We start from the raw sequence: 22,408 nt of genomic DNA, 5'->3' as shown, positions 1-22,408 counted from the left end.
CGAGCGCGGCGACCCCGGCGTCGGTCAGTACTTGCGGTTGGGCAGTGCTTCCTTGGCCTGCTCCTGGGTGAAGGTGGTCTCCTCGGTCTCGATCCGAGGCGCCACCTGCTCGCCAGCGTGCACCTTCTTGGCCAGGTCCATCAGCTGCGGGCCGAGCAGCGGGCTGCACTCCGCGATGAAGTTGAACTTCCCGTCGGCGAGAGCCTGCATGCCGTCCTTGACAGCGTCGACAGTGATGATGGTGATGTCCTTGCCGGGCACCTTGCCGGCAGCGGTGATCGCCTCGAGTGCGCCCAGGCCCATGTCGTCGTTGTGCGCGAACAACACGTCGATCTTCGGGTTGGCCTTGAGGAACTGCTCCATGACCTGCTTGCCGCCCGCGCGGGTGAAGTCACCCGGCTGGGAGGCGATGACCTTCAGGTTCGGGTTGGCGGCGATGGCCTCGGCGAAGCCCTTCTTGCGGTCGTTCGCCGGCGCCGCGCCGGTGTTGCCCTGCAACTCGACGATGTTCACCGGGCCCGAGGCGGTCTTCTTCTGCTCGACCAGCCACTCACCCGCGAGCCGGCCCTCCTTGACGAAGTCCGAGCCGAGGAAGGTCTTGTACAGGCTCTTGTCGGCCGAGTCCACCGAGCGGTCGGTCAGGATGACCGGGATGTCGGCGTCCTTGGCCTCCTTGAGCACGGTGTCCCACCCGGACTCCACCACCGGCGAGAAGGCGATCACGTCGACCTTCTGCTGGATGTAGTTGCGGATCGCCTTGATCTGGTTTTCCTGCTTCTGCTGAGCGTCGTCGAACTTCAGCTCGATCCCGGCCGCAGCGGCGGCATCCTTGATCGAGGTGGTGTTCGCGGTACGCCAGCCGCTCTCCGCACCAACCTGGGAGAAGCCCATCGTGATCTTGCCGTCGTCCTTGGAACCGCCGCCGCCGGTGTCGCTGTTGCCGCAGGCCGCCACGCCGCCGACGAGCAGCACGCTGGCGAGGACCGCGGCAGCGCGCCACGGAGCGGACTGCGTTCGCATCTTTCTCATCGGATCTCCTTGGCTCATGTGGTGGGAAACCGCGCCAACCGCCGAGGTGCGAAAGAGCGGCGTACGCGGGTGGTGCGTACTGGTGCGTGCTGGTGCGTCGGTGGTGCTTCGGTGGTGCAGACCAGCGGGCTTCGGCCTGGCCGAAATGGTCAGGAACCCGCGGGTGCGACTGGTTGTTGACCGTAGACGTTCTGGTAACGGTCATAAAGAGCATCGATGTCTGCCTGCGCCATCGGCACGGGCTGCCCCAGTGCGCGGGCCAGATGCGCGGTACGGGCCACGTCCTCGCACATGACCGCGGCCTTGACCGCGGCGCGGGCGTCGCGCCCGATGGTGAAGACGCCGTGGTTCTGCATCAGCACCGCAGGCGAGCGGTGACCGGCCAGCGTGGCGACGATGCCCTTGCCGATGTCGTCACCGCCGATCAGAGCGAACGGGCCGATCGGGATCTCCCCGCCGAACTCGTCGGCCTGGGCGGTGAGGTGGCACGGGATCGCCTCGCCGCAGGCGGCCCAGGCGGTGGCGTACGAGCTGTGCGTGTGCACGACCCCACCGACCTCGGGCATGGCCCGGTAGACGTAGGCGTGCGCGGCGGTGTCACTGGACGGGGCGAAGTCGCCCTCGACGAGAGCGCCGTCGAGGTCACACACCACCATGTTGTCCGCGGTGAGGTCGTCGTAGCTGACGCCGCTCGGCTTGATCACCAGGAGGTCCTGGCCGGGAACCCGCGCGGAGACGTTGCCGGACGTCCAGGCGACCAGGCCGTACCGGGTCAGCTCGGAGTGCAGGCGTGCGACCGTCTCGCGCAGCTCACGGATCTGTCCGGTCACCTCAGTGCTCATGCGACCACCTCCAACGCGGCCTCGGGTGCGGCCGCAGCGGTTCCGGCTGCCGCGTTGCGGATAGCCCGCAGGCGCAGCATGACGTCGTTGCCGCCGCGACCGAAGTGGTCGTGCAGCGTCCGGTACTCGGCGTAGAGGGCGTCGTAGGCACGCGCCCGCTCGGGATCCGGTCGGTACACAGCCTCGTGCACCCGACCCATCGCCTGCGACGCCTCGTGGACCGAGGGGAACTCGCCAGCTGCCACGGCGGCGTGGATCGCCGATCCCAGCGCCGGCCCCTGCGTCGAGGCGATGATGTTCAGTGGCCGCTTGGTCACGTCGGCGTAGATCTGCATCAGCAGCGCGTTGTTGGTGAGGCCGCCGGCGATCACGAGGTCGTTCACCGCGACTCCGGCCTCAACGAACGCCTCGATGATCATCCGAGTGCCGTACGCGGTGGATTCCAGCAGCGCCCGGTAGATGTCCTGCGGCCGGGTGGCCAGGGTCATTCCGACGATCATCCCGCTGAGGTCGTGGTTGACCAGCAGTGAACGGTTGCCGTTCCACCAGTCCAGGGCGATCAGACCGTGCGCGCCGACCGGCTGGCTCGCGGCCAGCTCGGTGAGGCGTTCGTGCGAGTCGACGCCGGCCGGAGCCGCGTGCTCGACGAACCAGCCGAAGATGTCGCCGACACCGCTCTGCCCGGCCTCGTAACCCCACGCGCCGGGGCTGATGCCGCCGTCCACGACACCGCACATCCCGGCCACCTCGGCGACCTGGGCGCCGTTGACCACGTGACAGGTCGAGGTGCCCATGATGGCGACGAGCCGGCCGGGCTCCACGGCCTGCGCGGACGCCGCGGTGACGTGCGCGTCGACGTTGCCGACGGCGACCGCGATCCCCTCCGGCAGGCCGGTCCAGGCGGCGGCCCGCGCGGTGAGCGAGCCGGCCCGGGCGCCCAGGGGCAGCAACGGACCGTCCAGCTTGGTCACGAAGTCGCCGAACCCGGGATTGAGCGCGGTCAGGAAGTCCTCACTGGGGTACTGGCCGTCCTGAAGGATGCCCTTGTAACCGGCCGTGCAGACGTTGCGGGTCTCGGCGCCGCAGAGCTGCCAGACGATCCAGTCGGCCGCCTCGATGAAGCGCTCGGCGCGGTGGTAGACCTCGGGGTCCTCCTCGAGCATCTGGAGCCCCTTGGCGTACTGCCACTCGGCGGAGATCTTGCCGCCGTACCGGCCGATCCACGGCTCGGCCCGCTCGTGGGCCAGCGCGTTGATCCGGTCGGCGTGCGTCTGCGCCGCGTGGTGCTTCCACAGCTTGACCCAGGCGTGCGGCCGGTCGCGCAGCTCGGGATCCTCGCAGAGCGGGATGCCGTCGGCGGTCGTCGGCAGCACCGTGCAGGCGGTGAAGTCGATGCCGATGCCGACGATCGCGGCCGGATCCACCCCTGCGGCGGACACCGCCGCCGGGACGGCGTACCGCAACACGTCGCGGTAGTCCTCCGGGTTCTGCAGGGCCCAGTCCGGGGGAAGCGGTCGACCTCCCGGAAGCGCCGTGCTGATCACTGCGTCGCCGTACTCGTGCACCGCGGTCCCCAACTCGGCACCATCACCGACACGGACCACCAGAGCGCGCCCGGACAGGGTGCCGTAGTCGACACCGACGACATAGCGGTCGCCTGCTCCGTCCACACGGTTCATGTTCACCTCCACCGTTAACGGGGATAGTGTTAACGCTCACATCCAGCCTCGTCAAGACATCTACCCGCAACAGCTCCGTAACGGAACGCCGAAGGTGGGCCGACTCGGGAGGGTCGATAACGGACCGGCGCAAAAGGCGCGAATCCAGTGCCGGGCCTTTCCCCTGCACTCCGGGTGGGGTTGCCGCGCGGACCGGTCGACGCCCGGATGCCTCTCGGCGGGCCGGACGACAAGGTCCCACCCTCCGCCACCACGAGACGGCCGTCCGACGGCGACCGCGTGCCGCTCGCCGATGATGTTGGCGATAACATCATCGAGGCTTCGCGATCTCTTGATCAGATCTATGGAACCGGAGCCGACGGTCGCGCGGGCTCATCGGCGAGCGCCCCGGCGGGCGACCGGCGCATCTCACGGTCGGGAACCCGGTGGGTGTTATCGATAACATTCGACGTTTCAGTGATGGCTGCGTCGGTCGCATGCCCTCGGGTCGGACGGACGGCTCACGGTCGGCCTCCCGCGCCCGGCGCCGTGGCGCGACGCGGGCAGTGGCGTGGCGTCGGTCAAGCCTTCGCGACGCCGCCAGCCCTGCACCACCTCGACCCCGTCCCGCGCGACGTGGACAGCCGGCGGCTCGGCCCAGTGGGCCGAGCCGCCGGCTGTCCGTCGCGATGGCGGGGACATCGGGCGCCGGTCAGGATCAGGTCGCTCGACTGCGGTTGTAGAGGGTCTTGGCCCAGAGGAAGGAGAGCGCGCTGATGACGACGCACCAGATCACCGCGATGATCCCGTTGGCGCCGATCCCGGTGCCGAGGAGCAGGCCGCGGAGGGTTTCCATGACGGGCGTGAAGGGCTGGTAGTCGGCGAACCACCGGACCGCTGTGGGCATGGAGTCGGTGGGGACGAACCCGCTGCCGAGGAACGGCAGGAGGATCAGTGGCATGGGCAGGTTGCTGGCCGTCTCGACACTGTCGCTGACCAGGCCGAGGGCGACCGACAGCCAGGCCAGCGCAAAGGTGATCATGGAGAGGACGCCGATGGCGGCGAGCCACTCGACCGGGTTGGCCGTGGGCCGGAACCCGACGAGCAGCGCCACACCGGTGACGGCCGCGAGGCTGAGCAGGGTCTGGACCAGGCTGCCCAGGACGTGTCCGGTGAGGACCGACGGTCGGAAGATCGCCATCGTTCGGAACCGGGCGATGATGCCCTCGGTCATGTCCATCGCGACCGAGATGGCGGTGCCCTGCGCCGCGCTGGCCACGGTGATGAGCAGGATGCCCGGCGTGACGTAGTTGGCGTACTGGGAACGGTCGCCGGTCGGCCCGAGGCCGGCGCCGAGCGTGCCACCGAAGACGTAGACGAAGAGCAGCAGGGTGATGACCGGGACGCCGACGAGCAGCAGGGTCATCGACGGGTAGCGCCGCATGTGCAGGAGGTTGCGCCGCAGCATCGTGCTCGAGTCACGGACGGCGAGGGAGAGGGTGCTCATCGCGCTGGAGCCCTTTCGTGGTCGGGGCGGCCGGCGCGGGTGTCCGGCTGGCCGGTGAGGGTGAGGAAGACGTCGTCGAGATCGGGGGTGTGCACGGAGAGCCCGGCCACGGTGATGGAGGCGCGATCGAGCTGGTCGAGCAGGGACCGCAGGGTCCCGACCCCGCCGTCACTCGGCACCTGGAGGGTGAGCGCGGCGTCGTCGCGGGTGGCGGCGGCGAACGCGCGGGCCGCCGAGTCGAGCCCTTCCTGATCGGCGAACTGGAGTACGACGTGGCCGCCCGGGATGAGCCGCTTGAGTTCGCGCGGCGTGCCCTCGGCGATCAGCCGGCCGTGGTCGAGGAAGGCGACGCGGTCGGCGAGATGGTCGGCCTCCTCCAGGTACTGCGTGGTGAGCAGGATGGTGACGCCCTCGGCGACGAGGTTGCGGATGATCTGCCACATGGCCCGGCGGCTGCGCGGGTCGAGGCCGGTGGTCGGCTCGTCGAGGAAGATGACGCGGGGCTCACCGACCAGGGTCATCGCGAGGTCGAGCCGTCGGCGCATGCCGCCGGAGTACGTCGACACCGGTTTGCCCGCCGCCTCCCCCAGGTCGAACTGGTCGAGCAGGTCGGCGATCCGTCGCCGGCCGGCCGCCTTGTCCAGGTGACACAGGTCGGCCATCAGGCTCAGGTTCTCCCGCCCGGTGAGCAGGTTGTCGACGGCGGAGAACTGGCCGGTGACGCCGATCAGTTCGCGTACGGCGTTGGGCTCTCGGGCCAGGTCGTGGCCGAAGACGCGGGCGTTGCCGCCGTCGGCGTTGATCAACGTGGAGAGGATCTGCACGGTGGTGGTCTTGCCGGCGCCGTTGGGGCCGAGCAACGCGAAGATCGTTCCCTCGGTGATCATGAGGTCGATGCCGTCCAGCACGACCTTGTCGCCGTAGGACTTCCGCAGGTCGGTGGCGACGATTGCGGGTTTCGTGGAGCTGGTCATGGTCTCCTCTTTGCGGTCTGTGTGGCAGCGGATCAGGCGCGGCGGATCATGATGTCGCCGTAGGCGGTGTTCGCCCGGACCTCGACCGTCTCGTCGGTCTGCGCCGGGCTGTCGGTGGTTTCCAGGGCGTTGTGTACGCGGCCGTGCTTGGAGCTGACGTCGAGCCAGGCGGCAGTCCCGCGACGGATGCCGACCTCGATGGCCCCGTACGAGGTGTTCAGGTCGATCGATCCCCGTGCGACCTCGCCCAGCCGGAGGTTGCCGTAGGCGGTGCGTGCCGTCACCGAGGCCGTCGACGTGTCGAGGGTGATGTCGCCGTAGGCGGTGTTGACCCTGACGTCGCCGCCGCTGCGGCCGATCCAGCAGTCGCCGGAGGAGTTCTTGATCTCGGCGGTGCCGTCGACCGCACCGATGCGCACCTTGCCGGACGAGGCCTTCACCCGGGCGTCACCGGCGACGCGCTCCACGGCGACCTCACCGTGGCTGCTGTCGATGTCCAGCGGGCCGGTCTCGTCGAGCCGGATCCCACTTCCGGTCTTGATCCGGCACTCGCCGAGCCGGCCCTCGCAGCGGAATGCCGCCCACGACGACTCTGCGTGCACCCGCGACCCGGTCGGCAACTCGATCAGGACGTCGACCGACGGGCCGGGGCCGAAGCCGTAGCGGCGCCAACTCTTCGACACCCTGATCAGCAGTTTTCCGGCGGCGTACTCGACGGTGCACTGTTCGGCGGTGCTCACGTCGGCCCTGCTCGACGGGTCGCGGGGCCGCACCGTCACCACCGTGTCGGTGCGGTCGGTCGCGCTGATCCAGACATCCCCGACGGGCAGCTCGATCTGGACGGAGATGGGCTCTGGCGTTTCGAAAACAGGCATGGTGGTCTCCCGAAAGGTGGTCGGTGAATGTCGCCGCTGGTCAGCGGCGCGAAAACAAAGGGGTACGGGGGGTCAGCGGGCCCAGCCGGTGAAGTGCTGCCCGGAGCGCGGCTCCACCCGCCGGGGTGGACGACGTTCGGTGTCGCCCGCCCCGATGGCACCGGCGACGGCTCGCACCAGCCAGGCGTTGACCGACAGCCCGGCTCGCCCGGCGGCCTCCTCGACACTGGCCTTCAGGTGGTCGGGGAGCCGGAGGTTGATCCGTGAGGTGCCGCCGTCGTCGCCGTCCGGTGGGAGCACCGGCGCAGGGGGTGCCTGCGGCCCGGTGGCCTCGCTCGGCTCGTCGAGCGGCGGGGTGGCCGGGGTGACCACGAAGTCAGGCTCGCGCCCACGCAGCCGGACGTGCACCGAGCCCGGTGCCAGCTCGCGGGTGATCTCGTCGGCTGCGTCGGACAGCGCCTCCAGCAGGGTGAGTCGGGTAGCGGCCTCCAGTTGGGCGAAGAGTCGCTCGGCCAGCGCGCGGCCGTCCGCGTCGACGCCCTCCGCAGCCACGGCGAACTCGTCACGCAGGTTCTCGACGTATGACCTCAGCTCCATGGCACCATCATGGCACCACTTTGGCTCAACATGCAACACCCCTGGCTCAGGGTGATGCCATTGGCTCCGTCACGGTCCGGCCGGCACGCGCTCAGAGGCCACCGAACGAGCGCCTGACCAGGCGATTCGCGTCTTCCTGGCTCAGTCCTATGGCCACCAGAAGGTCGCTGACCGTCGTACGAACCTGCGCCACCACCACCGCACCGGAGAAGCCGACGCCCTCCCGGTAGGCGTCACCGGCCGTCTCGACCGCCAACAGTGCCTGCTTGCGCGCCCGGTCCGGCTCGTCACCCGCGGCGAACTCCCGCTTGAGCAACCGGACGGCCTCGGCAAGATCGGCGACCGCCCTCGGCAGCGGCTCCGGGACCGGTTCGCGGTCCTCGATCAGAGTCACCGAGCGACGGATCAACGTTCCGCTGTTGCGCATCGCCCGGTCGATCGGCTCCGCCGCCTGCGCGTAGCGGCCCACCGGCCCGCGTCGCTGGTGCCAGTGCACCGGTGACAGGGTGCTGGCCTCCCGGGCGCCCTGGGTCGCCTCGACGAACGCCTTCAGCGGGCCCTTGTTCTGCCGCAGCTCGCTGCGGGCGGTACGCGCGCGGGCGGCATCACGCTCGGCCAGCGCGTCGGCGGTGGCGTCGAGCTGGGCGGCCAGGAGATCCAATGCCGGGCGCGCGGCCCGGTTGAGCACCCGCAGCGGGTTCAACGGCAGCAGCACGGCGGTGACCAGCAGCGCCACCCCTCCCCCGACGAGCGCGTCCACGAACCGGGGAACCTCCAGATCGCGGATCGACGGGCTGAGCGTGGCGATGAGCACCGCCGTCGCCCCGGCCTGGATCACCACCGCGGCACTGCCCGCGAGGAACAACGCGACCATGATCGCCAGGACGACGATCAGGGAGAGTTGCCACCAGCCGGTGCCGATCACCAGGAGCAGCAGATCGCCGATCAGCACCCCGACGGTGACGCCGAGGATCAGCTCGACGGTACGACGCAGCCGTTGACCGACGGACGCGGCGAGGGTCGAGACGGCGGAGATCGGCGCGAACACCGGCTGCGACACGTGCAGCAGCTCGTGCGCCACGAACCAGGACAGCGCCGCGGCCAGCCCGGCCTGCAGGGCGAGGCCGCCGACGGCGCGTACCCGACGGAACCGCTCCCGCACCGTGTCCAGCGCACGGTCCCACAGCCGGGCCACGGTGTTCGCCAGGCCGCCGTGGGCGATGTCCCCGGCACGTGCCGGAACGCCACCGTCCGCTCCGCGCCGACCGGCAGCGACCATGGCCGCACCTACCCCGCCCTGGTCGGATCAATCCCCTCCCCCGCCGATCGATCGGCGCCAGCGAGCAGGCGCGCGACGGCCGAGCCGACGGTAGGCTCCACGACCGTGACGTTCGCTCGGCTGATCGACGAGCACCGCGACGAGCTGACCGCCCACTGCTACCGGATGCTCGGTTCCTTCCACGACGCCGAGGACGCGGTGCAGGAGACGCTGACGCGGGCCTGGCAGAACCAGCACCGCTACGAGGATCGCGGCACTCTGCGAGCCTGGCTCTACAGGATCGCCACCAATCGGTGCCTGAGCATGATCGAGGGTCGGGGTCGCCGCCGGGAGCTGCCGACCGACCTGACCCCGGGCGCCGCCGCCGTGGCCGAAACGGCCTGGCTCGGGCCGTACCCGGACCGACGCTCCTTGCCTCCGGAACAGCGGGACCCGGCGCAGCGGGTGATCGACAGCGAGCACCTGGAGCTCGCCTTCGTCGCGTCGCTGCAACACCTGCCCGGCCGACAGCGGGCCGTGCTGCTGCTGCGGGAGGTGCTCGGCTACCCCGCCGCCGAGGTGGCCGACCTGCTCGGCACCTCCACCCCGGCGGTCAACAGCGCACTGCAACGCGCCCGACGGGTCGTGGACGCGCTGCGCCCGACCGAGAGCCAGCAGGCGGAGCTGAGCAACCTCGGCGACGACACCGTGCGCGAACTGGCACGGCGGTACGTGACCGCGTGGGAGCGCGGCGACGTCGAGGCCATCCTGGCGATGCTCACCGACGACGCCCGGTACTCGATGCCGCCGCTGCCCCAGTGGTACGAGGGCCGCGACGCCATCCGTCAGTTCCTGCTGGACGGCCCGTTAGCGGTGCGGTGGCGGTTCGTCCCGACGTACGCGAACGGGCAACTCGCCTTCGGGACGTACCTCTGGAACCCGGAAGCGTCGGTCTTCACGGCGGCGGCACTGGACGTCGTCGCGCTGCGCGGCGACCGGATCGCCGAGGTGGTGTCGTTCCTGACCCCGGAGACACTGCCCATGTGCGGTCTGCCGACCCACCTGGATCAGGCTGAACAGATTCGGTCGGCGCGCGACGATGAGTTTGTCGCTCCGCGCGGGTTGTAGAGGTGAGAGCAACCCGACGCACGAGGGAGCACCATGGCCGACGACGAGACACAAATCCGCGAGTTGATCGAGCGGTGGGCGCAGGCGGTCCATGCCGGTGACCTGCCCGGCGTCCTCGCCCGCCACTCCGCGGACATCGTCATGTACGACGTACCCCCGCCGCATGAGGGGGTCCGGGGCATCGAGGCGTACGAGCGGACCTGGCCCGACTTCTTCCGGTGGCAGGCGTCGGGGGCCGTCTTCGAGCTGACCAGCCTCGACATCACCGCCGGCGACACCGTCGCCTACGCCAACGCGCTGCTGCGCTGCGGCACCCCCGAGGACCTCGCCAGGCGGCCCGAGCTCCTGCTGCGCCTGACTCTCGGGCTGCGCAAGGAGAACGGCTCGTGGGTCGTGGCGCACGAGCACCACTCGTTCGCCGACGACAGCGGCGCCGACGACCGCGAGACCTCCGAGCGGGAGGTGCGGTCACTGCACGAGCGCTGGTACGAGGCCACCGAGGCGAAGGACCTCGACGGGATCATGGAGCCTGTCGCCGCGACCGTCGTGTCGTACGAGCACGAACTGCCGCTGGAGTACGTCGGCCGCGACGAGGTTCGCGAGGTCTGCGCCAACGGCCTCGACGTCAGCACCGGCACCGTCACCTGGACGGTTCCGGACCTGGCGGTCATCGCCCGCGACGACCTGGCCGTGTCGTGGGGCCTCAACCGGATGACCGCGCAGCAGCCGGACGGCACCACGATCGTGAGCTGGTCCCGGGGCACCCGCGTCTTCCAGCGGGCCGGTCGGGGCTGGGAGATGATCCACCAGCACGTGTCGTTCCCCTTCGACCCGGACACCGGGCAGGCGAGGACGGACCTGACACCCGACCGGGAGCACTGAGCCTCGCCAACGGTCACCGACCCGCTCCCGTCAGCTCGTGCGGTTGAGGCCGTCCGCATCGGGTAGACGGGGCTGCCGAGCGCCTCGGGGGGTCGTCGCATGGATCAGCGCGGTTGAGCGGGTCGGACATCCCCCGCGATGTCGTGGAGCTGCGAGTGCACGGCGTCTCGGGCGCGAGCGCCGCACAGGTGCTCGACCTTCAGCAGACGGCGCAGGTCGCGGGTGACCGCAGCGGTGGCTTCTACCGGCCGCGGCCCCGGTGCGAGGACAGCACCGGCGCGCACGGGGTGACGCTGGAGGCGTACCGCTGGGGTGACCTGCCGTCCGGGACCGTGGCCCGCACCCTGGCCGTGGTCTTCCTGCTGCCCTTCATGCTGGTCAACGTCGCGATCTGGATGCGCCCGGCGAACCCTGGCTCCGAGGCGGTGGTCAAGTCGCTGTGCCGGCTGCTGGCGCTCACGCTCACCGTGCTGTACGTGCTCGCCATCGCCGGCGTCGCAGTGGATCTGGTCGGCTGGAAATGCCTCTCCTCGCCGCGCTGCCTGGCCGGGCGCAGCTGGTTGTCCTGGCTGAGCGGACGACCGGTCGGACTGCGACTGGCGGTGCTGGCGCTGGTCCCGGCCGCCGCGATCGGCCTGATCTGGCGGATCAGCAACCGCCCGGGCCGGACGTTCGAGGCGTTTCGCGCACCCGATCGGGAGTTCTCCGGGTCGCGGCTCGGCACCGTCGGTCAGTGGGACGCCGAGCCGCTGGTGGGCCGGCTGCGCTCCATCCATGTCGCCGCCGCGTTCGCGACGCTGGACCTCACCCTGCTCCTGGCCCGGGCCGCGAGCGGCGCCACGATCACGCTGACGGTTGTCACCGGAGTGGTCCTGGTGGTCTGCGCGGTGCTGCTCTGCACGCCACCGTTGATCGACCGGGCCGCCGGGGACCAGCGGCTCGACCGGGTCACCCGTACGCTGCGGACCGTCGCCGTCGTCCTGACCGTCGTCGTCCTGGCTCACCTGGCGACCGGTCCACCGCAGTGGCACGAGGGGCACGGACTGCCCGGCTACGAGACGCACCTGGCCGGGTTGTTCGTCGCACAGACGGCGCTGCTGGCCGCTCTGGGCGTGGTGCTGCTCTGCCGCCGGAATCGCGGCGCCACCCCGCTGTTCGGGCTGGGCGCCCTCGTGGTCGCGGCCACCGGGATCAGCCTGGCGGTGGCGTACTCCGCGGAGTTGGTCTACCGGGTGGCGGACTTCCTCGATCGCGACGTGCCGACCGGGGAGGGCATCGCGACCGGTCCGCCTCGGGCGTACACCTGGGCGATCTACGGCTTTTTCCGGGCGCTGCTGGTCACCGTGATCGTCGCCGGCCTCGTCATCGTGCTCTCCCGGCGCAGTCGGCGCCGAGCCGCGGCGGCGATCGTCGCCCACGACTACCCGGACGCCCCGGCCGAGGCCGGGCCGCGACTGCGGCAGGTCCGGGACGCGATCGCCCGGGCTCGCTTCACCGAGAAACTGGTGCCGCTGGCCGTGCTCTACGGCTGTCTCACCGGACTCGCCACGGCAACCACCACCGTCGGCCTGCTGGGGCAGTTCCCGGACGACGTCATCGAGCGGAACCTCGGTCTGCCCGCGGACTCGGTCATCTTCGGCATCGCGTTCGGCAGCTGGGTGATCGCGGCGATCATCCTCGGCCTGCTCGTCGGGGGCATCTTCGCCTACCGGACCGTGCCGTTCCGTCGGCACATCGGTGTCCTCTGGGACCTCGGCACCTTCTGGCCTCGGGCCGCCCACCCGTTCGCGCCGCCCTGCTATTCCGAGCGGGCCGTGCCGGAGCTGGCCCGCCGCATCACGTACCTCGTCGAGCGCGGCGACGCGGTGCTGCTCACCGGGCACAGCCACGGCTCGGTCCTGCTCGCCGCGACGGTGCTCCAGTTGCCGCCGCACGTCGGCGGTCGGGTCGCTTTGCTCACCCACGGGTCACCGCTGCGCCGCCTCTACGCGCGGCTCTTCCCCGCGTACGTCGACGAGGCGGCGCTGCACGAGATCGGCCACCGGGTTGGTTGGCGGTGGGTGAACCTGTGGAGTGACGCCGACCCCATCGGCGGCTGGATCTTCTCCGCTCACCGGCCGCACGCGCCGGCCGGCGCCAGCGGCCCGGCCGCCACCGTGGATCGCCGGTATCGCGACCCTCGCGACGTGGTGACGCCACCCAGCGACAGCGTCCCCCCACCCATCCAGGGACACTGGCCGGGCGAGTCCGACCAGCACTTCACCGAGGTGGTCCGGGAGTTGGTGCAGCGTCTCGGGCGAGCCGATCCGCCCGACACCCCGACGTAGCGTCAGCGACCGCCGGCCGTCCGGGCACGCCAGTCGTCGAGACGCGTACCGGCGATGCGGGCGCCGTCGGTGGGAACGAGGGAGCGTTCGCCCAGCTTGGCGCCGAAGTAGCGGGCGTCGGGGTCGGCCACCACCGAACGAGGGTCCTGCCGGGCGGCGAGCATCGACCGGCCCAGTTCGTCGAGGCGGAACTGCTCCGGGCCGGCGACCTCGACCACGGCGTTCGTCGGCGCTGCGACCGCCGCCTCGGCCACCGCGGCCGCGACGTCGTCCGCGGCCATCGGCTTGATGAGCACCGGCGCGAGGTGCACGGTGTCACCGTCCGTGCCGGCGTCGATGATGCCCTGGAGGAACTCGAAGAACTGGGTGGCGTGCACGATCGAGTACGGGGTTCCGGACGCGACGATGAGCTTCTCCTGGGCGACCTTCGCCCGCATGTAACCGCTGTCCGGGATCCGGTCACAACCGACGATGGAGAGCGCGACGTAGTGGCCCACCCCTTCGTCCGACGCGGCGCCGAGGAGCGTCCGGGTGGACGTCTCGAAGAACTCCAGCACGGCCTTGTCCTCGAACGACGGCGAGTTCGACACGTCCACGACGACCTCGGCGCCGGTGAGCACGTCGGCGACTCCCTCGCCGGTCAGTGTGTTCACGCCGGTCTTCGGCGAAGCCGGCACCGCCTCGTGGCCCTGTCCGGCGAGGCTGTCCACGAGCTTGGAACCGATGAGGCCGCTGCCTCCGATGACGACGATCTTCATGGTCGTACCACGTCCTGTCTGCACCTGGTCGAATCGTGCTGCCACCCAGTAAGACGGAAAGCGTGCGCCGATGCAGGACAATCGCGGGAGAACTGTTCCACCCGCTTCCCGGAGGTCGACGTGGCTACGGTGTCCCACCCGGTGTTCGCCCGGGTCTACGAGCGGCTCAGCGTCGCCATGGACCGTGCCGGCACGGCGGAGTTCCGACGGGACCTGGTCGCCGGTCTGTCCGGCCGGGTGATCGAGGTCGGCGCGGGCAACGGGCGGATGTTCTCCCACTACCCGCCGGGGGTGAGCGAGGTCGTCGCGGTCGAGCCGGAACGCCGGCTACGGGCCGCCGCCGAGCGCGCGGCACCGACCGCGCCGGTTCCGATCACTGTCGTCGACGGCCTGGCCGAGAGCCTGCCGGCCCGCGACGGCGAGTTCGACGCGGCGGTGGTCGCGTTGGTGTTGTGCACCGTGCCCGATCAGGCGAGCGCGCTGGCCGAGATCGGCCGGACGCTACGCCCCGGTGGTGAGTTGCGGTTCTTCGAGCACGTCGCCGCGGACGAGGCCAGCAGGCTGCACCGGACCCAGCGGCTGCTCGACGCGACACTGTGGCCGAAGCTGTTCGCCGGCTGCCACACCGGCCGGGACACCATCGCCGCGATCACGGACGCAGGGTTCGTGATCGAGGAGTTGCGCCGGTTCCATTTTCCGGCTGGCAGCAACAGCCCGTCCTCGCCCTGCGTACACGGGCGCGCGACCTGGCCGGCAGGCCGATAGTGGAGGCGGCCGACCCGCTGCCCTGAGATCAGGCGGCGCGAGGCCGACGCGCCACGGGTCGTCGTGGCAGTGGGCCGGGGCGCAAACGCGAGGCCGTCGAACGCGAACGTGAGACCCGATCCTCTTTGTACGGACGACTGCGGTCGATTATTCCGTTTTGCGGGCATTCACTCGGCGTGCGTGATGTGGTGGTCAGCGCCGCTTGTCGGTGCCATATCGGCCGTAACGCGCGCAGGACGCGGCTCACGAGACGCGTTCCCGCGAGTAGTACCCACGGAGGATGTTCAGTGACAGTGAAACCGAGACTCGGCCTACGGCGGCGGGTGGTGTTGCCGGCGCTCGCGGCCGGAGCCGCCGCGACAGTCGCGGCGAGCCTACTGCTCTTCAGCTCGACTGCCGCCAGCGCACAGGAAGCGCCGGTGAACCTCGGGACGGCGGCGAACTTCTCCGTCCTGGCCGGGGCCGAGCCCACCAACACCGGCCCCAGCTTCCTGGCGCAGAGCCTCGGGCGGTTCCCAGGAAGCACCGCGGCCGGCTTCGAAACGGCGACCATCGGCGGCGAGATCCACCTCGGTGACGCGGTCGCTCTCCAGGCCCAGAGCGACCTGACCATCGCCTTCAACGACGCCGCCGGTCGGACCCCGTTCACCAACCTGCCCGCGGAACTCGGCGGCAACACGCTCAACGAAGGGGTCTACCGGATCGGGGCAGCCCAGCTCACCGGACCGCTGACCCTCAACGGGCAGGGCGACCCGTCGGCCGTGTTCATCTTCCAGGTCGACTCCTCGTTGACGACGGCCTCGAACAGCAGCGTCGTGTTGATCAACGGCGCTTCGGCCTGCAACGTGTTCTGGAAGATCGGCAGTTCGGCGACGATCGGCACGGGGACGACCTTCGTCGGCACCATCATGGCGCAGGCGGCGATCACGATGGCCACGGGCGCGACCCTCCAGGGCCGCGCGCTGGCACGAACCGAGGCGGTCACCCTCGACACCAACGTCATCAGCGCACCGGTGTGTGCGGGACCGACCGGTCCGCCCGGACCAACTGGCCCCGCCGGCCCGTCCGGCCCGCCCGGCAGCCCCGGAGCACCCGGCTCTCCTGGCGCGCCCGGCAGCCCCGGCGCACCCGGTAGCCCAGGAGCACCCGGCAGTCCCGGTGCACCGGGAGCGCCTGGCAGCCCCGGAGCGCCCGGAGCACCTGGAGCACCTGGCAGCCCTGGAGCACCCGGAGCACCCGGTAGCCCTGGAGCACCCGGAGCCCCCGGCAGCCCCGGAGCGCCTGGCAGCCCTGGTGGCAAGCGCCCCATCCTGCCGGTGACCGGCGGCAGTGTGGTCCCGGCCATGACGGGCGTCGGAAGTGTGATGGTCGTGCTGGGCGCGTTCGCGTTCTTCCTCGCGCGGCGTCGACGCCAGGAGTCCTGATCGGTGGTCCGGCCGGTGAACTGCCGGCCGGACCACTCCAGGCACTGTCATCCCCTTCGTCGTCGGCCCACTCCCGATCAGGGTGGGCCGACGACGGGTGTGGCGGACGGTGCCCGCGAACATGTCAGGCAGAGTTCCGGTCGACACCCCGGCGCGCCAGGCCGGCCAGCCAGTCGTCCAGTTCCGTCGGGGAGCGCAGCAACACCACGGGCGGCGCGGACGGGTCGCTCCGCCAGGCCCGCATCCTCCGTCGCGCGCGACCGAACGCGGTGACGTGCCACAGCAGGATCGAGTCCGCGGACAGCACACTGCCCAACGACTCACGGTTGCCGTTGCAGATCTCCTCACCCGTCACCACCCGGCGTACGGTGCGCCGCAGCAGCTGCCAGAACGAGCGCCACCGTGGATAGTCCAGGCCGACGACCAGGTCGGCACGGGCCAGCGGAACGTCCCGCCAGCCGTGGTACGCCCCGTCGATGATCCAGCAGTCCCGTCGGCAGACCTCCTCGATCCGGCTGCGCTGCTGGGCGACGGGCACCTCGACCCAGCCCGGCTGCCAGACCAGGTCGTCCACCGGATACCAGGGCAGCCCGAGGTGGTCGGCCAGCCGCGCGGCGAGGGTGGACTTGCCGGAGCCGTACACGCCGTAGATCAGGATGCGACGCGGTGCGCTCATCGCGGCAGCGTACGACGCGAAGGAAAATCGTTTGTCGTACCCGGCGCGCTCGGCGAGAGTGGCGTCCATGACGTACTGACGGACTCCCTCCCCCGCTCCGCCCCCGGTGACGCCTCCCGGCGGCGTGACGTCGTCCGTTTCCACCTTCTCAACGAGAAGTGAGTACCCCTTGTCTGAGCACCACCCCCCTCGGATTTCCACGCCCTCCCCCACCTCTGCCTCCGTCACGGTGTTCGCGTCGGCCGCGAGTTGGATCGAGTCCGCTGCGCTCGCGCAGTGTCAGCAGGTCGCCGCCCTCGACGGCATGGTCCACGTTGCCGCGATGCCGGACCTGCACCCGGGCAAGGGCGCCCCCATCGGTGCGGCCATGGCGTCGACGGTGCTGTACCCGTTCCTGGTCGGATCGGACATCGGCTGCGGCATCGCCGTGTTCCCCATCAAGCTCAAGCGGGCCGTACCGGAGCGGCTGGCCTCCCGGTTCCCCGACCTCGACCACGCCCTGGACCCGGAGCGGGACGCCGACGACCCGGCCTGGGCCGTCGTTCAGGGCGACGTCCCGGCCGGTCACCTCGATGGCCTGGGGACCGTCGGCCGAGGCAACCACTTCGTCGAGCTGGCCCGCGTCGGCGCCGTCCTCGACCCGGGTCACGCGAGTCGGCTCGGGCTCGACGCCGGCGATCTCGTGCTGGTCGTACACAGTGGTTCGCGCGGTCTGGGCGAGCGGATCCTGCGGGCGCACACCGAGGCCCACGGCGCCGGTGCCGCCCCCGACCCCGCCGCCTACTTGGCGCGGCACGACGACGCTGTGCGCTGGGGTTCGCTCAACCGCCGGGTGCTGGCGGCCCGGGTCGCATACGCGTTGGGGGCCGAGCCCACCGACCCGATCGTCGACCAGTGCCACAACCTGGTCGAGATCCGCGACGGGTTGTACCTGCATCGCAAGGGCGCGGCGCCGGGTGACGGCCGCGACGTCCTCGTCGCCGGGACGCGGGGGACGGCGTCCTATCTGGTGGCCGCCCACGCAGGGCCGGAGGCCAACCACTCCGTGGCGCACGGCGCCGGCCGCAAGATGTCACGCGCCGACGCGCTGCGCCGGGGCCGCGCCAAGCACACCGTCGAGGAGCTGCGCCGCACACCGGTGGGCTCGCTGGTGGTGTGCGGCGACCGTCAACTGCTCTTCGAGGAGGCGCCCACCGCCTACAAGCGCATCGAGCAGGTGATCGCCGACCTCGTCGAGCACCAGCTGGCCACGCCGGTGGTCAGCACGATTCCCCTGGTCACCTACAAGACGCCCGACCTCGCGTCCACGGCGCGGTCCGACCGGCGGGGCCACCGCGGCAGGCGAGGCGGGTCGTGAGCACGCTCCTGCTGCTGTCCGCCGGGCGCGGTCCGCGGGAATGCGCCTGGGCGCTGACCCAGCTCCTGCACCGCCTCAACGCCGACGGCAGCCGGCGAGGTCTGACCATCCGGCAGGTCAAGGCCGTGCCCGGTGACCGGGCCGGCACCTACCGGTCGGTGCTCATCGAGATCTCCGGCGCCGACGCGGAGACGTTCGCCGGGTCATGGACCGGGACACTCTGCTGGCAGGCCCCCAGCCCCTACCGGACGAGCGTCGGTCGGAAGAACTGGTACGTCACCGCCCAGACGCCCCGCCTCGACGCCGCGCCGACGACGTTCTCGGAGGCGGATGTCGACATCGTCGCCTGTCGCACCGGCGGGCCCGGCGGTCAGCACCGCAACAAGGCCAGCACGGCGGTGCGGGCGACGCACCGTCCGTCGGGCATCGTCGTGGTGGTGGACGAGGAGCGGCAGTTCAGCCTCAACCGTCGGATCGCCCTGCAACTGCTGCGGCAACGCATCGAGCAGGGCGACGAGACAGCGCGGCGTGCCGTCACGACCGCGCGGTGGCGCATCCACGACGATCTGGTACGCGGCGACCCCGTGCGGGTGGAACGTCCGGAGCCGCAGCGTCCGGGCCGCCGAGGCTGACGAGCCGGGTCAGACCTCCAGCACCGCGTCCGCGAATGCCTGCGGCGCCTCCTGCGGCAGGTTGTGCCCGACACCGCCGCCGATGGTCCGGTGCTCGTAGCGCCCGGAGAACTGCTTGCCGTAGACGCCGGGTTCCAGGTGCGGTGCGCCGTTGGCATCCCCCTCCAGGGAGATGCTGGGTACGGTGATCTTCGGTTTCGCGGCCAGGCGCTGCTCCACCTCGTCGTACTGCGGCTCGCCGGCGGCGAGGGCCAGTCGCCACCGGTAGTTGTGGATGACGATGTCGACGTGGTCGGGGTTGTCGAGCGCCGCCGCGCTGCGGTCGAACGTCGCGTCGTCGAACATCCACTGGGGGGGACGCGGTGTGCCAGATCAGCCTGGCGAAGTCGCGCCGGTTCCTGTCGTAGCCTTCCCGGCCGCGCTCGGTGGCGAAGTAGTACTGGTACCACCACGCCAGTTCCGCCTTCGGCGGCAGCGGCACCTTGCCCGATTCCTGGCCGTCGATCAGGTAGCCGCTCACCGAGACCAGACCCCGGCAGCGCTCGGGCCACAGCGCGGCCACGACGTCCGCCGTACGCGCACCCCAGTCGAACCCGGCCAGCTTCGCGGTGTCGATGTGCAGGGCGTCCATGAGGGCGATGAGATCGAGCCCCATGGCCGCCGGTTCGCCGTTGCGCATGGTGTCGTCGGAGAGGAAGCGGGTGGCGCCGTAGCCGCGCAGGTACGGGACGACGACCCGGTGGCCGGCGTTGGTGAGCAGCGGTACGACGTCGACGAAACTGTGGATGTCGTACGGCCAGCCGTGCAGGAGGATCACCGCGGGCCCGTCCGGCGGCCCGGCGTCCACGTAGCCCACGTTCAGGACCCCGGCGTCGACCTGTTTCACCTCGGCGAACGACCCCGCACCGGCCACCGCGATCGACCTCTCCCCGCGTCCCGAACTGCTCCGACCTGCTGGCCCTGCCGAATGTAGGGGCCGGTGACGGACCTGATGGCGCTTTGCGGCAAGGACCGCTGCACGGACGCCGAGCTGGGTAGGATGCCGGCCCGAAGTCAGCCGGACGCCTGCCACGAACGCGGGACGCGAACCGGACGACGGTGGAGGTCGTGGGGCCGTCGGGGGATGACCGTAGGGTGAGTGCATGGCTGAGCGACCTCTGACCCTAATGGCGGTGCACGCCCACCCCGACGACGAGGCGACGAGCACCGGTGGCGTGCTGGCCCGCTACGCCGCGGAGGGCATCACGACGGTGCTGGTGACCTGCACCGACGGGCGGTGCGGCGACGGCCCCGGCGGGGTCAAGCCGGGCGACCCGGGGCACGACCCGGCCGCTGTCGTGGCGATGCGCCAGGCCGAGCTGGAGGCCAGCTGCGCGGTGCTGAAGGTGAGCCGCCTGGAGACCCTCGGTTACGCCGACTCGGGGATGATGGGCTGGCCGACCAACGACCAGCCCGGCGCGTTCTGGACGACGCCGGTTGCGGAGGCTGCGGGTCGGCTCGCGGAGCTGATTCGGCAGCACCAGCCGGACGTCATCGTCACGTACGACGAGAACGGTTTCTACGGCCACCCGGACCACATCCAGGCGCACCGGATCACCATGGCCGCCGTCGAGATGACCGACAGCCCGGCGAAGGTCTACTGGACCACCGTGCCGCGTACGGCGTTCGAGCAGTTCGGCCGGATCATGCAGGAGCTCGGCGTGGAGTGGTCCGAGCCGGACCCGGCGGCGGAGCCGATGCCGCAGCTCGGTCTGCCCGACGACGAGATCAGCACCTGGGTCGACACGAGCAGCTACGGCGGGCAGAAGTTCGACGCGCTGGCCACCCACGCCAGTCAGACCGAGAACATCTTCTTCCTGCAACTGGGCCGCGAGCGGTTCACCGAGCTGATGGGTGTCGAGACGTTCGTGCGGGTCCGGGACCGGACCGGCGCGCCTACCCCCGAGGACGACCTCTTCGCCGGTCTGCGCTGACTGCGCCCCTCAACTTCCGTAACGCCACCAGGCATCGTCGGCCACCCGGTCGACGGTGCCTCGTTGCGTGGCAGCAGCACGTCCCTGACATCCGAAAGTTTCGCGAGGCCGTCAAGCAACCCCGCGCAGGTCATATGACGAATTTCCGGAAGTTTTCAGCGTTGACGCCCGGACATAGACGGCCTTAACGTTTCGAGCAGGTTTCCGGTCACCGGCCGGAACTACCGGCCCCTCGCCCGGACCAGGGCGCTCGATTCCGAACCCCGCTCCCCACCCGCCCACACCGGACCCGCACCTTCTTGATCGACACTTGTCGATCAAGGGTCTGGAAAGGAAGGCACATGAAGCTGAGACAGTGGACGACCGTCGCCGTGGTCGCCGTCGCGACCGTCGCGGCGTTGAACACGGTGCCGGCCACCGCGAGCCGGCCCTACGACCCCACGGCGCAGAGCCTCGGCGCCCTCGGTCTGCGCCACGGCCTCCACGTCGGCACCGCGGTCAACATGGATGCCCTCAACGACGCCGGTGACCCGCAGTACCGCGCGCTGGCCTCCTCCGAGTTCACCTCGGTCACCGCCGAGAACGTGATGAAGTGGGAGGTCCTGGAGCCCACCCGCGGCACCTACAACTGGGCGGCGGCCGACCAGCTGGTCGAGTTCGCCAAGCGCAACCGGCAGAGCGTGCGCGGCCACGTGCTGGTCTGGCACAACCAACTGCCCGCCTGGCTGACCGCCGGTGTCGCCGACGGCTCCATCAGCAAGCAGGAGCTGCGCGAGATTCTGCGCAAGCACATCACCACCGTCGTCAACCGTTACAAGGGCAAGATCTGGCAGTGGGACGTGGTCAACGAGGCGGTCAGCGACCCGTGGGACACCCCGTCGACCCTGCACTACAAGGGATTCTGGGCGCAGAACCTCGGGCCCGGCTACATCGCCGACTCGTTCCGCTGGGCGCGGGCCGCCGACCCGAAGGCCCTGCTGTTCTACAACGACTACAACATCGAGGCGTTCGGCTCCGGCAACCCGGCGGACGACAAGACCCAGTTCGTCTACGACATGACCAAGGGGCTGCGCGCACAGGGTGTCCCGATCGACGGCGTCGGCTCCCAGGGCCACCTGGGCACGCAGTACGGCAACTTCGACACCCTTCAGGTGACCGCCGCGCTGAAGAAGTTCAGCGGGCTCGGCGTCGCCACCGCCTTCACCGAGGTCGACGTCCGCAGTCAGATGACGGCAGGTGTCCAGGCCGGCAACTCGGAGGAGATCAACCCTCGGCTCCAGGCGTCGGCCGCCAACTTCAGCGTGCTGATGAAGGCGTGCCTCGCGGTGCGCAGCTGCCTGTCGTACACGGTCTGGGGTTTCAGCGACAGGTACTCCTGGGTGCCGGACTGGTTCGACGACCCGCCGGAGGGCCTGGCCACGATCTACGACGAGAACTACCAACCCAAGCGGGCGTACCAGGAGCTGAAGTCGGACCTGATCCTCGCTGGACCGCCGTACGTCCTGCCGCGCATCACGCCCAGGCCCCGCCGCTGACCCGCGGGCCCGGCTGATCCGACGGCACGTATGCCGGCGTAGGGCCGTGTGGGGCGCGGCGGAGCCCCACACGGCCCGTACGTCACCACGGACGTCGAGGTTCGACTCACGTTCGGACGTACCGGGCGGCCATCCGGACGCCATCGGAGGACTGGTGCCGGTTCTACCGGCTTATTGATGGTGTTGGTGTCACTATGGCAGGCGTGGGAAC

General features: G+C 70.6%; 20 protein-coding genes and 1 pseudogene. 9 read left to right on the top strand and 12 right to left on the bottom strand.

Going from position 1 to position 22,408, the window contains the following annotated elements:
• Nucleotides 1–24: 24 nt before the first annotated feature.
• The 8 genes from GA0070619_RS05885 to GA0070619_RS05850 all read right to left on the bottom strand — a co-directional run bounded on the left by GA0070619_RS05885 (nt 25) and on the right by GA0070619_RS05850 (nt 8,761).
• Entirely contained in the window at nt 25–1,029 is a 1,005-nt protein-coding gene (locus GA0070619_RS05885; protein ID WP_370452996.1) for an ABC transporter substrate-binding protein, read from the bottom strand.
• A gap of 149 nt (nt 1,030–1,178) precedes the next feature.
• The gene (locus GA0070619_RS05880) at nt 1,179–1,871 is read right to left on the bottom strand and encodes an L-ribulose-5-phosphate 4-epimerase (RefSeq protein ID WP_088947116.1); all 693 of its coding nucleotides are present in this window, start codon (nt 1,869–1,871) and stop codon (nt 1,179–1,181) included.
• Nucleotides 1,868–3,550 (bottom strand): ribulokinase, encoded by a 1,683-nt coding sequence (araB, locus tag GA0070619_RS05875; protein WP_088951584.1) that lies wholly within the window; start codon nt 3,548–3,550, stop codon nt 1,868–1,870. Before araB ends, GA0070619_RS05880 begins: the two co-directional genes overlap by 4 nt.
• A gap of 697 nt (nt 3,551–4,247) precedes the next feature.
• On the bottom strand, nt 4,248–5,036 hold the full coding sequence (locus GA0070619_RS05870; RefSeq protein WP_088947115.1) for an ABC transporter permease: 789 nt from the start codon (nt 5,034–5,036) through the stop codon (nt 4,248–4,250).
• On the bottom strand, nt 5,033–6,010 hold the full coding sequence (locus GA0070619_RS05865; protein WP_088947114.1) for an ATP-binding cassette domain-containing protein: 978 nt from the start codon (nt 6,008–6,010) through the stop codon (nt 5,033–5,035). The genes GA0070619_RS05870 and GA0070619_RS05865 overlap by 4 nt, the downstream gene beginning before the upstream one ends.
• A gap of 32 nt (nt 6,011–6,042) precedes the next feature.
• Nucleotides 6,043–6,885: a DUF4097 family beta strand repeat-containing protein gene (locus GA0070619_RS05860; RefSeq protein ID WP_088947113.1), complete on the bottom strand. Its 843-nt coding sequence runs from the start codon at nt 6,883–6,885 to the stop codon at nt 6,043–6,045.
• A 72-nt stretch (nt 6,886–6,957) separates the two neighbouring features.
• Nucleotides 6,958–7,482: a hypothetical protein gene (locus GA0070619_RS05855; RefSeq protein WP_088947112.1), complete on the bottom strand. Its 525-nt coding sequence runs from the start codon at nt 7,480–7,482 to the stop codon at nt 6,958–6,960.
• A 91-nt stretch (nt 7,483–7,573) separates the two neighbouring features.
• A complete protein-coding gene (locus GA0070619_RS05850) occupies nt 7,574–8,761 on the bottom strand; it encodes an FUSC family protein (protein WP_088947111.1) in 1,188 nt (395 codons plus the stop codon).
• Nucleotides 8,762–8,791: 30 nt separating this feature from the next.
• Between GA0070619_RS05850 and GA0070619_RS05845 the strand changes: the two genes are divergently transcribed.
• The 3 genes from GA0070619_RS05845 (at nt 8,792) to GA0070619_RS05835 (ending at nt 13,077) form a co-directional block, all read left to right on the top strand.
• Nucleotides 8,792–9,868, top strand: a complete 1,077-nt coding sequence (locus tag GA0070619_RS05845) for a sigma-70 family RNA polymerase sigma factor (protein WP_088951583.1) — start codon at nt 8,792–8,794, stop codon at nt 9,866–9,868.
• Between the two features lie 33 nt (nt 9,869–9,901).
• Nucleotides 9,902–10,750 carry a YybH family protein gene (locus GA0070619_RS05840; protein ID WP_088947110.1) on the top strand — a complete coding sequence of 283 codons (849 nt, stop codon included), beginning with the start codon at nt 9,902–9,904 and terminating at the stop codon, nt 10,748–10,750.
• Between the two features lie 113 nt (nt 10,751–10,863).
• Nucleotides 10,864–13,077, top strand: coding sequence for a hypothetical protein (locus tag GA0070619_RS05835; protein WP_088947109.1), 2,214 nt, complete (start codon nt 10,864–10,866; stop codon nt 13,075–13,077).
• A gap of 2 nt (nt 13,078–13,079) precedes the next feature.
• Here GA0070619_RS05835 and GA0070619_RS05830 read toward each other — a convergent pair whose 3' ends face one another.
• On the bottom strand, nt 13,080–13,859 hold the full coding sequence (locus GA0070619_RS05830; RefSeq protein WP_231927292.1) for an SDR family oxidoreductase: 780 nt from the start codon (nt 13,857–13,859) through the stop codon (nt 13,080–13,082).
• 96 nt (nt 13,860–13,955) lie between these two features.
• On the opposite strand from GA0070619_RS05830, the gene GA0070619_RS05825 reads away from it, so the two are divergent.
• Complete coding sequence (locus GA0070619_RS05825; RefSeq protein ID WP_231927291.1) at nt 13,956–14,600, top strand: class I SAM-dependent methyltransferase; 645 nt, start codon at nt 13,956–13,958, stop codon at nt 14,598–14,600.
• A 287-nt stretch (nt 14,601–14,887) separates the two neighbouring features.
• Complete coding sequence (locus GA0070619_RS32960; RefSeq protein ID WP_088947107.1) at nt 14,888–16,024, top strand: ice-binding family protein; 1,137 nt, start codon at nt 14,888–14,890, stop codon at nt 16,022–16,024.
• 124 nt (nt 16,025–16,148) lie between these two features.
• Here GA0070619_RS32960 and GA0070619_RS05815 read toward each other — a convergent pair whose 3' ends face one another.
• On the bottom strand, nt 16,149–16,844 hold the full coding sequence (locus GA0070619_RS05815) for a P-loop NTPase family protein (protein WP_231927290.1): 696 nt from the start codon (nt 16,842–16,844) through the stop codon (nt 16,149–16,151).
• Nucleotides 16,845–16,869: 25 nt separating this feature from the next.
• Here GA0070619_RS05815 and GA0070619_RS05810 point away from each other — a divergent pair, with 25 nt between their 5' ends.
• Both GA0070619_RS05810 and prfH read left to right on the top strand, forming a co-directional pair.
• Nucleotides 16,870–18,057 carry an RNA ligase RtcB family protein gene (locus GA0070619_RS05810; protein WP_088947106.1) on the top strand — a complete coding sequence of 396 codons (1,188 nt, stop codon included), beginning with the start codon at nt 16,870–16,872 and terminating at the stop codon, nt 18,055–18,057.
• Nucleotides 18,054–18,689, top strand: a complete 636-nt coding sequence (prfH, locus tag GA0070619_RS05805; protein WP_088947105.1) for a peptide chain release factor H — start codon at nt 18,054–18,056, stop codon at nt 18,687–18,689. Before GA0070619_RS05810 ends, prfH begins: the two co-directional genes overlap by 4 nt.
• Nucleotides 18,690–18,698: 9 nt before the next feature.
• On the opposite strand, the gene GA0070619_RS33285 is transcribed toward prfH, so the two are convergent.
• Nucleotides 18,699–19,034 carry an alpha/beta hydrolase gene (locus GA0070619_RS33285; RefSeq protein WP_231927535.1) on the bottom strand — a complete coding sequence of 112 codons (336 nt, stop codon included), beginning with the start codon at nt 19,032–19,034 and terminating at the stop codon, nt 18,699–18,701.
• A 142-nt stretch (nt 19,035–19,176) separates the two neighbouring features.
• A pseudogene (locus tag GA0070619_RS33280) lies at nt 19,177–19,833 on the bottom strand (alpha/beta fold hydrolase); the annotation flags it as partial.
• On the opposite strand from GA0070619_RS33280, the gene GA0070619_RS05795 reads away from it, so the two are divergent.
• Entirely contained in the window at nt 19,832–20,662 is an 831-nt protein-coding gene (locus GA0070619_RS05795) for a PIG-L family deacetylase (RefSeq protein WP_088947104.1), read from the top strand. The pseudogene GA0070619_RS33280 and the gene GA0070619_RS05795 overlap by 2 nt on opposite strands.
• A gap of 341 nt (nt 20,663–21,003) precedes the next feature.
• Nucleotides 21,004–22,197, top strand: a complete 1,194-nt coding sequence (locus tag GA0070619_RS05790) for an endo-1,4-beta-xylanase (protein WP_088947103.1) — start codon at nt 21,004–21,006, stop codon at nt 22,195–22,197.
• Nucleotides 22,198–22,408: the final 211 nt, after the last annotated feature.

The organism is Micromonospora zamorensis (genome assembly GCF_900090275.1).
Classification (GTDB): Bacteria; Actinomycetota; Actinomycetes; order Mycobacteriales; family Micromonosporaceae; genus Micromonospora; species Micromonospora zamorensis.
This window is presented reverse-complemented; position numbering and strand designations above follow the sequence as displayed.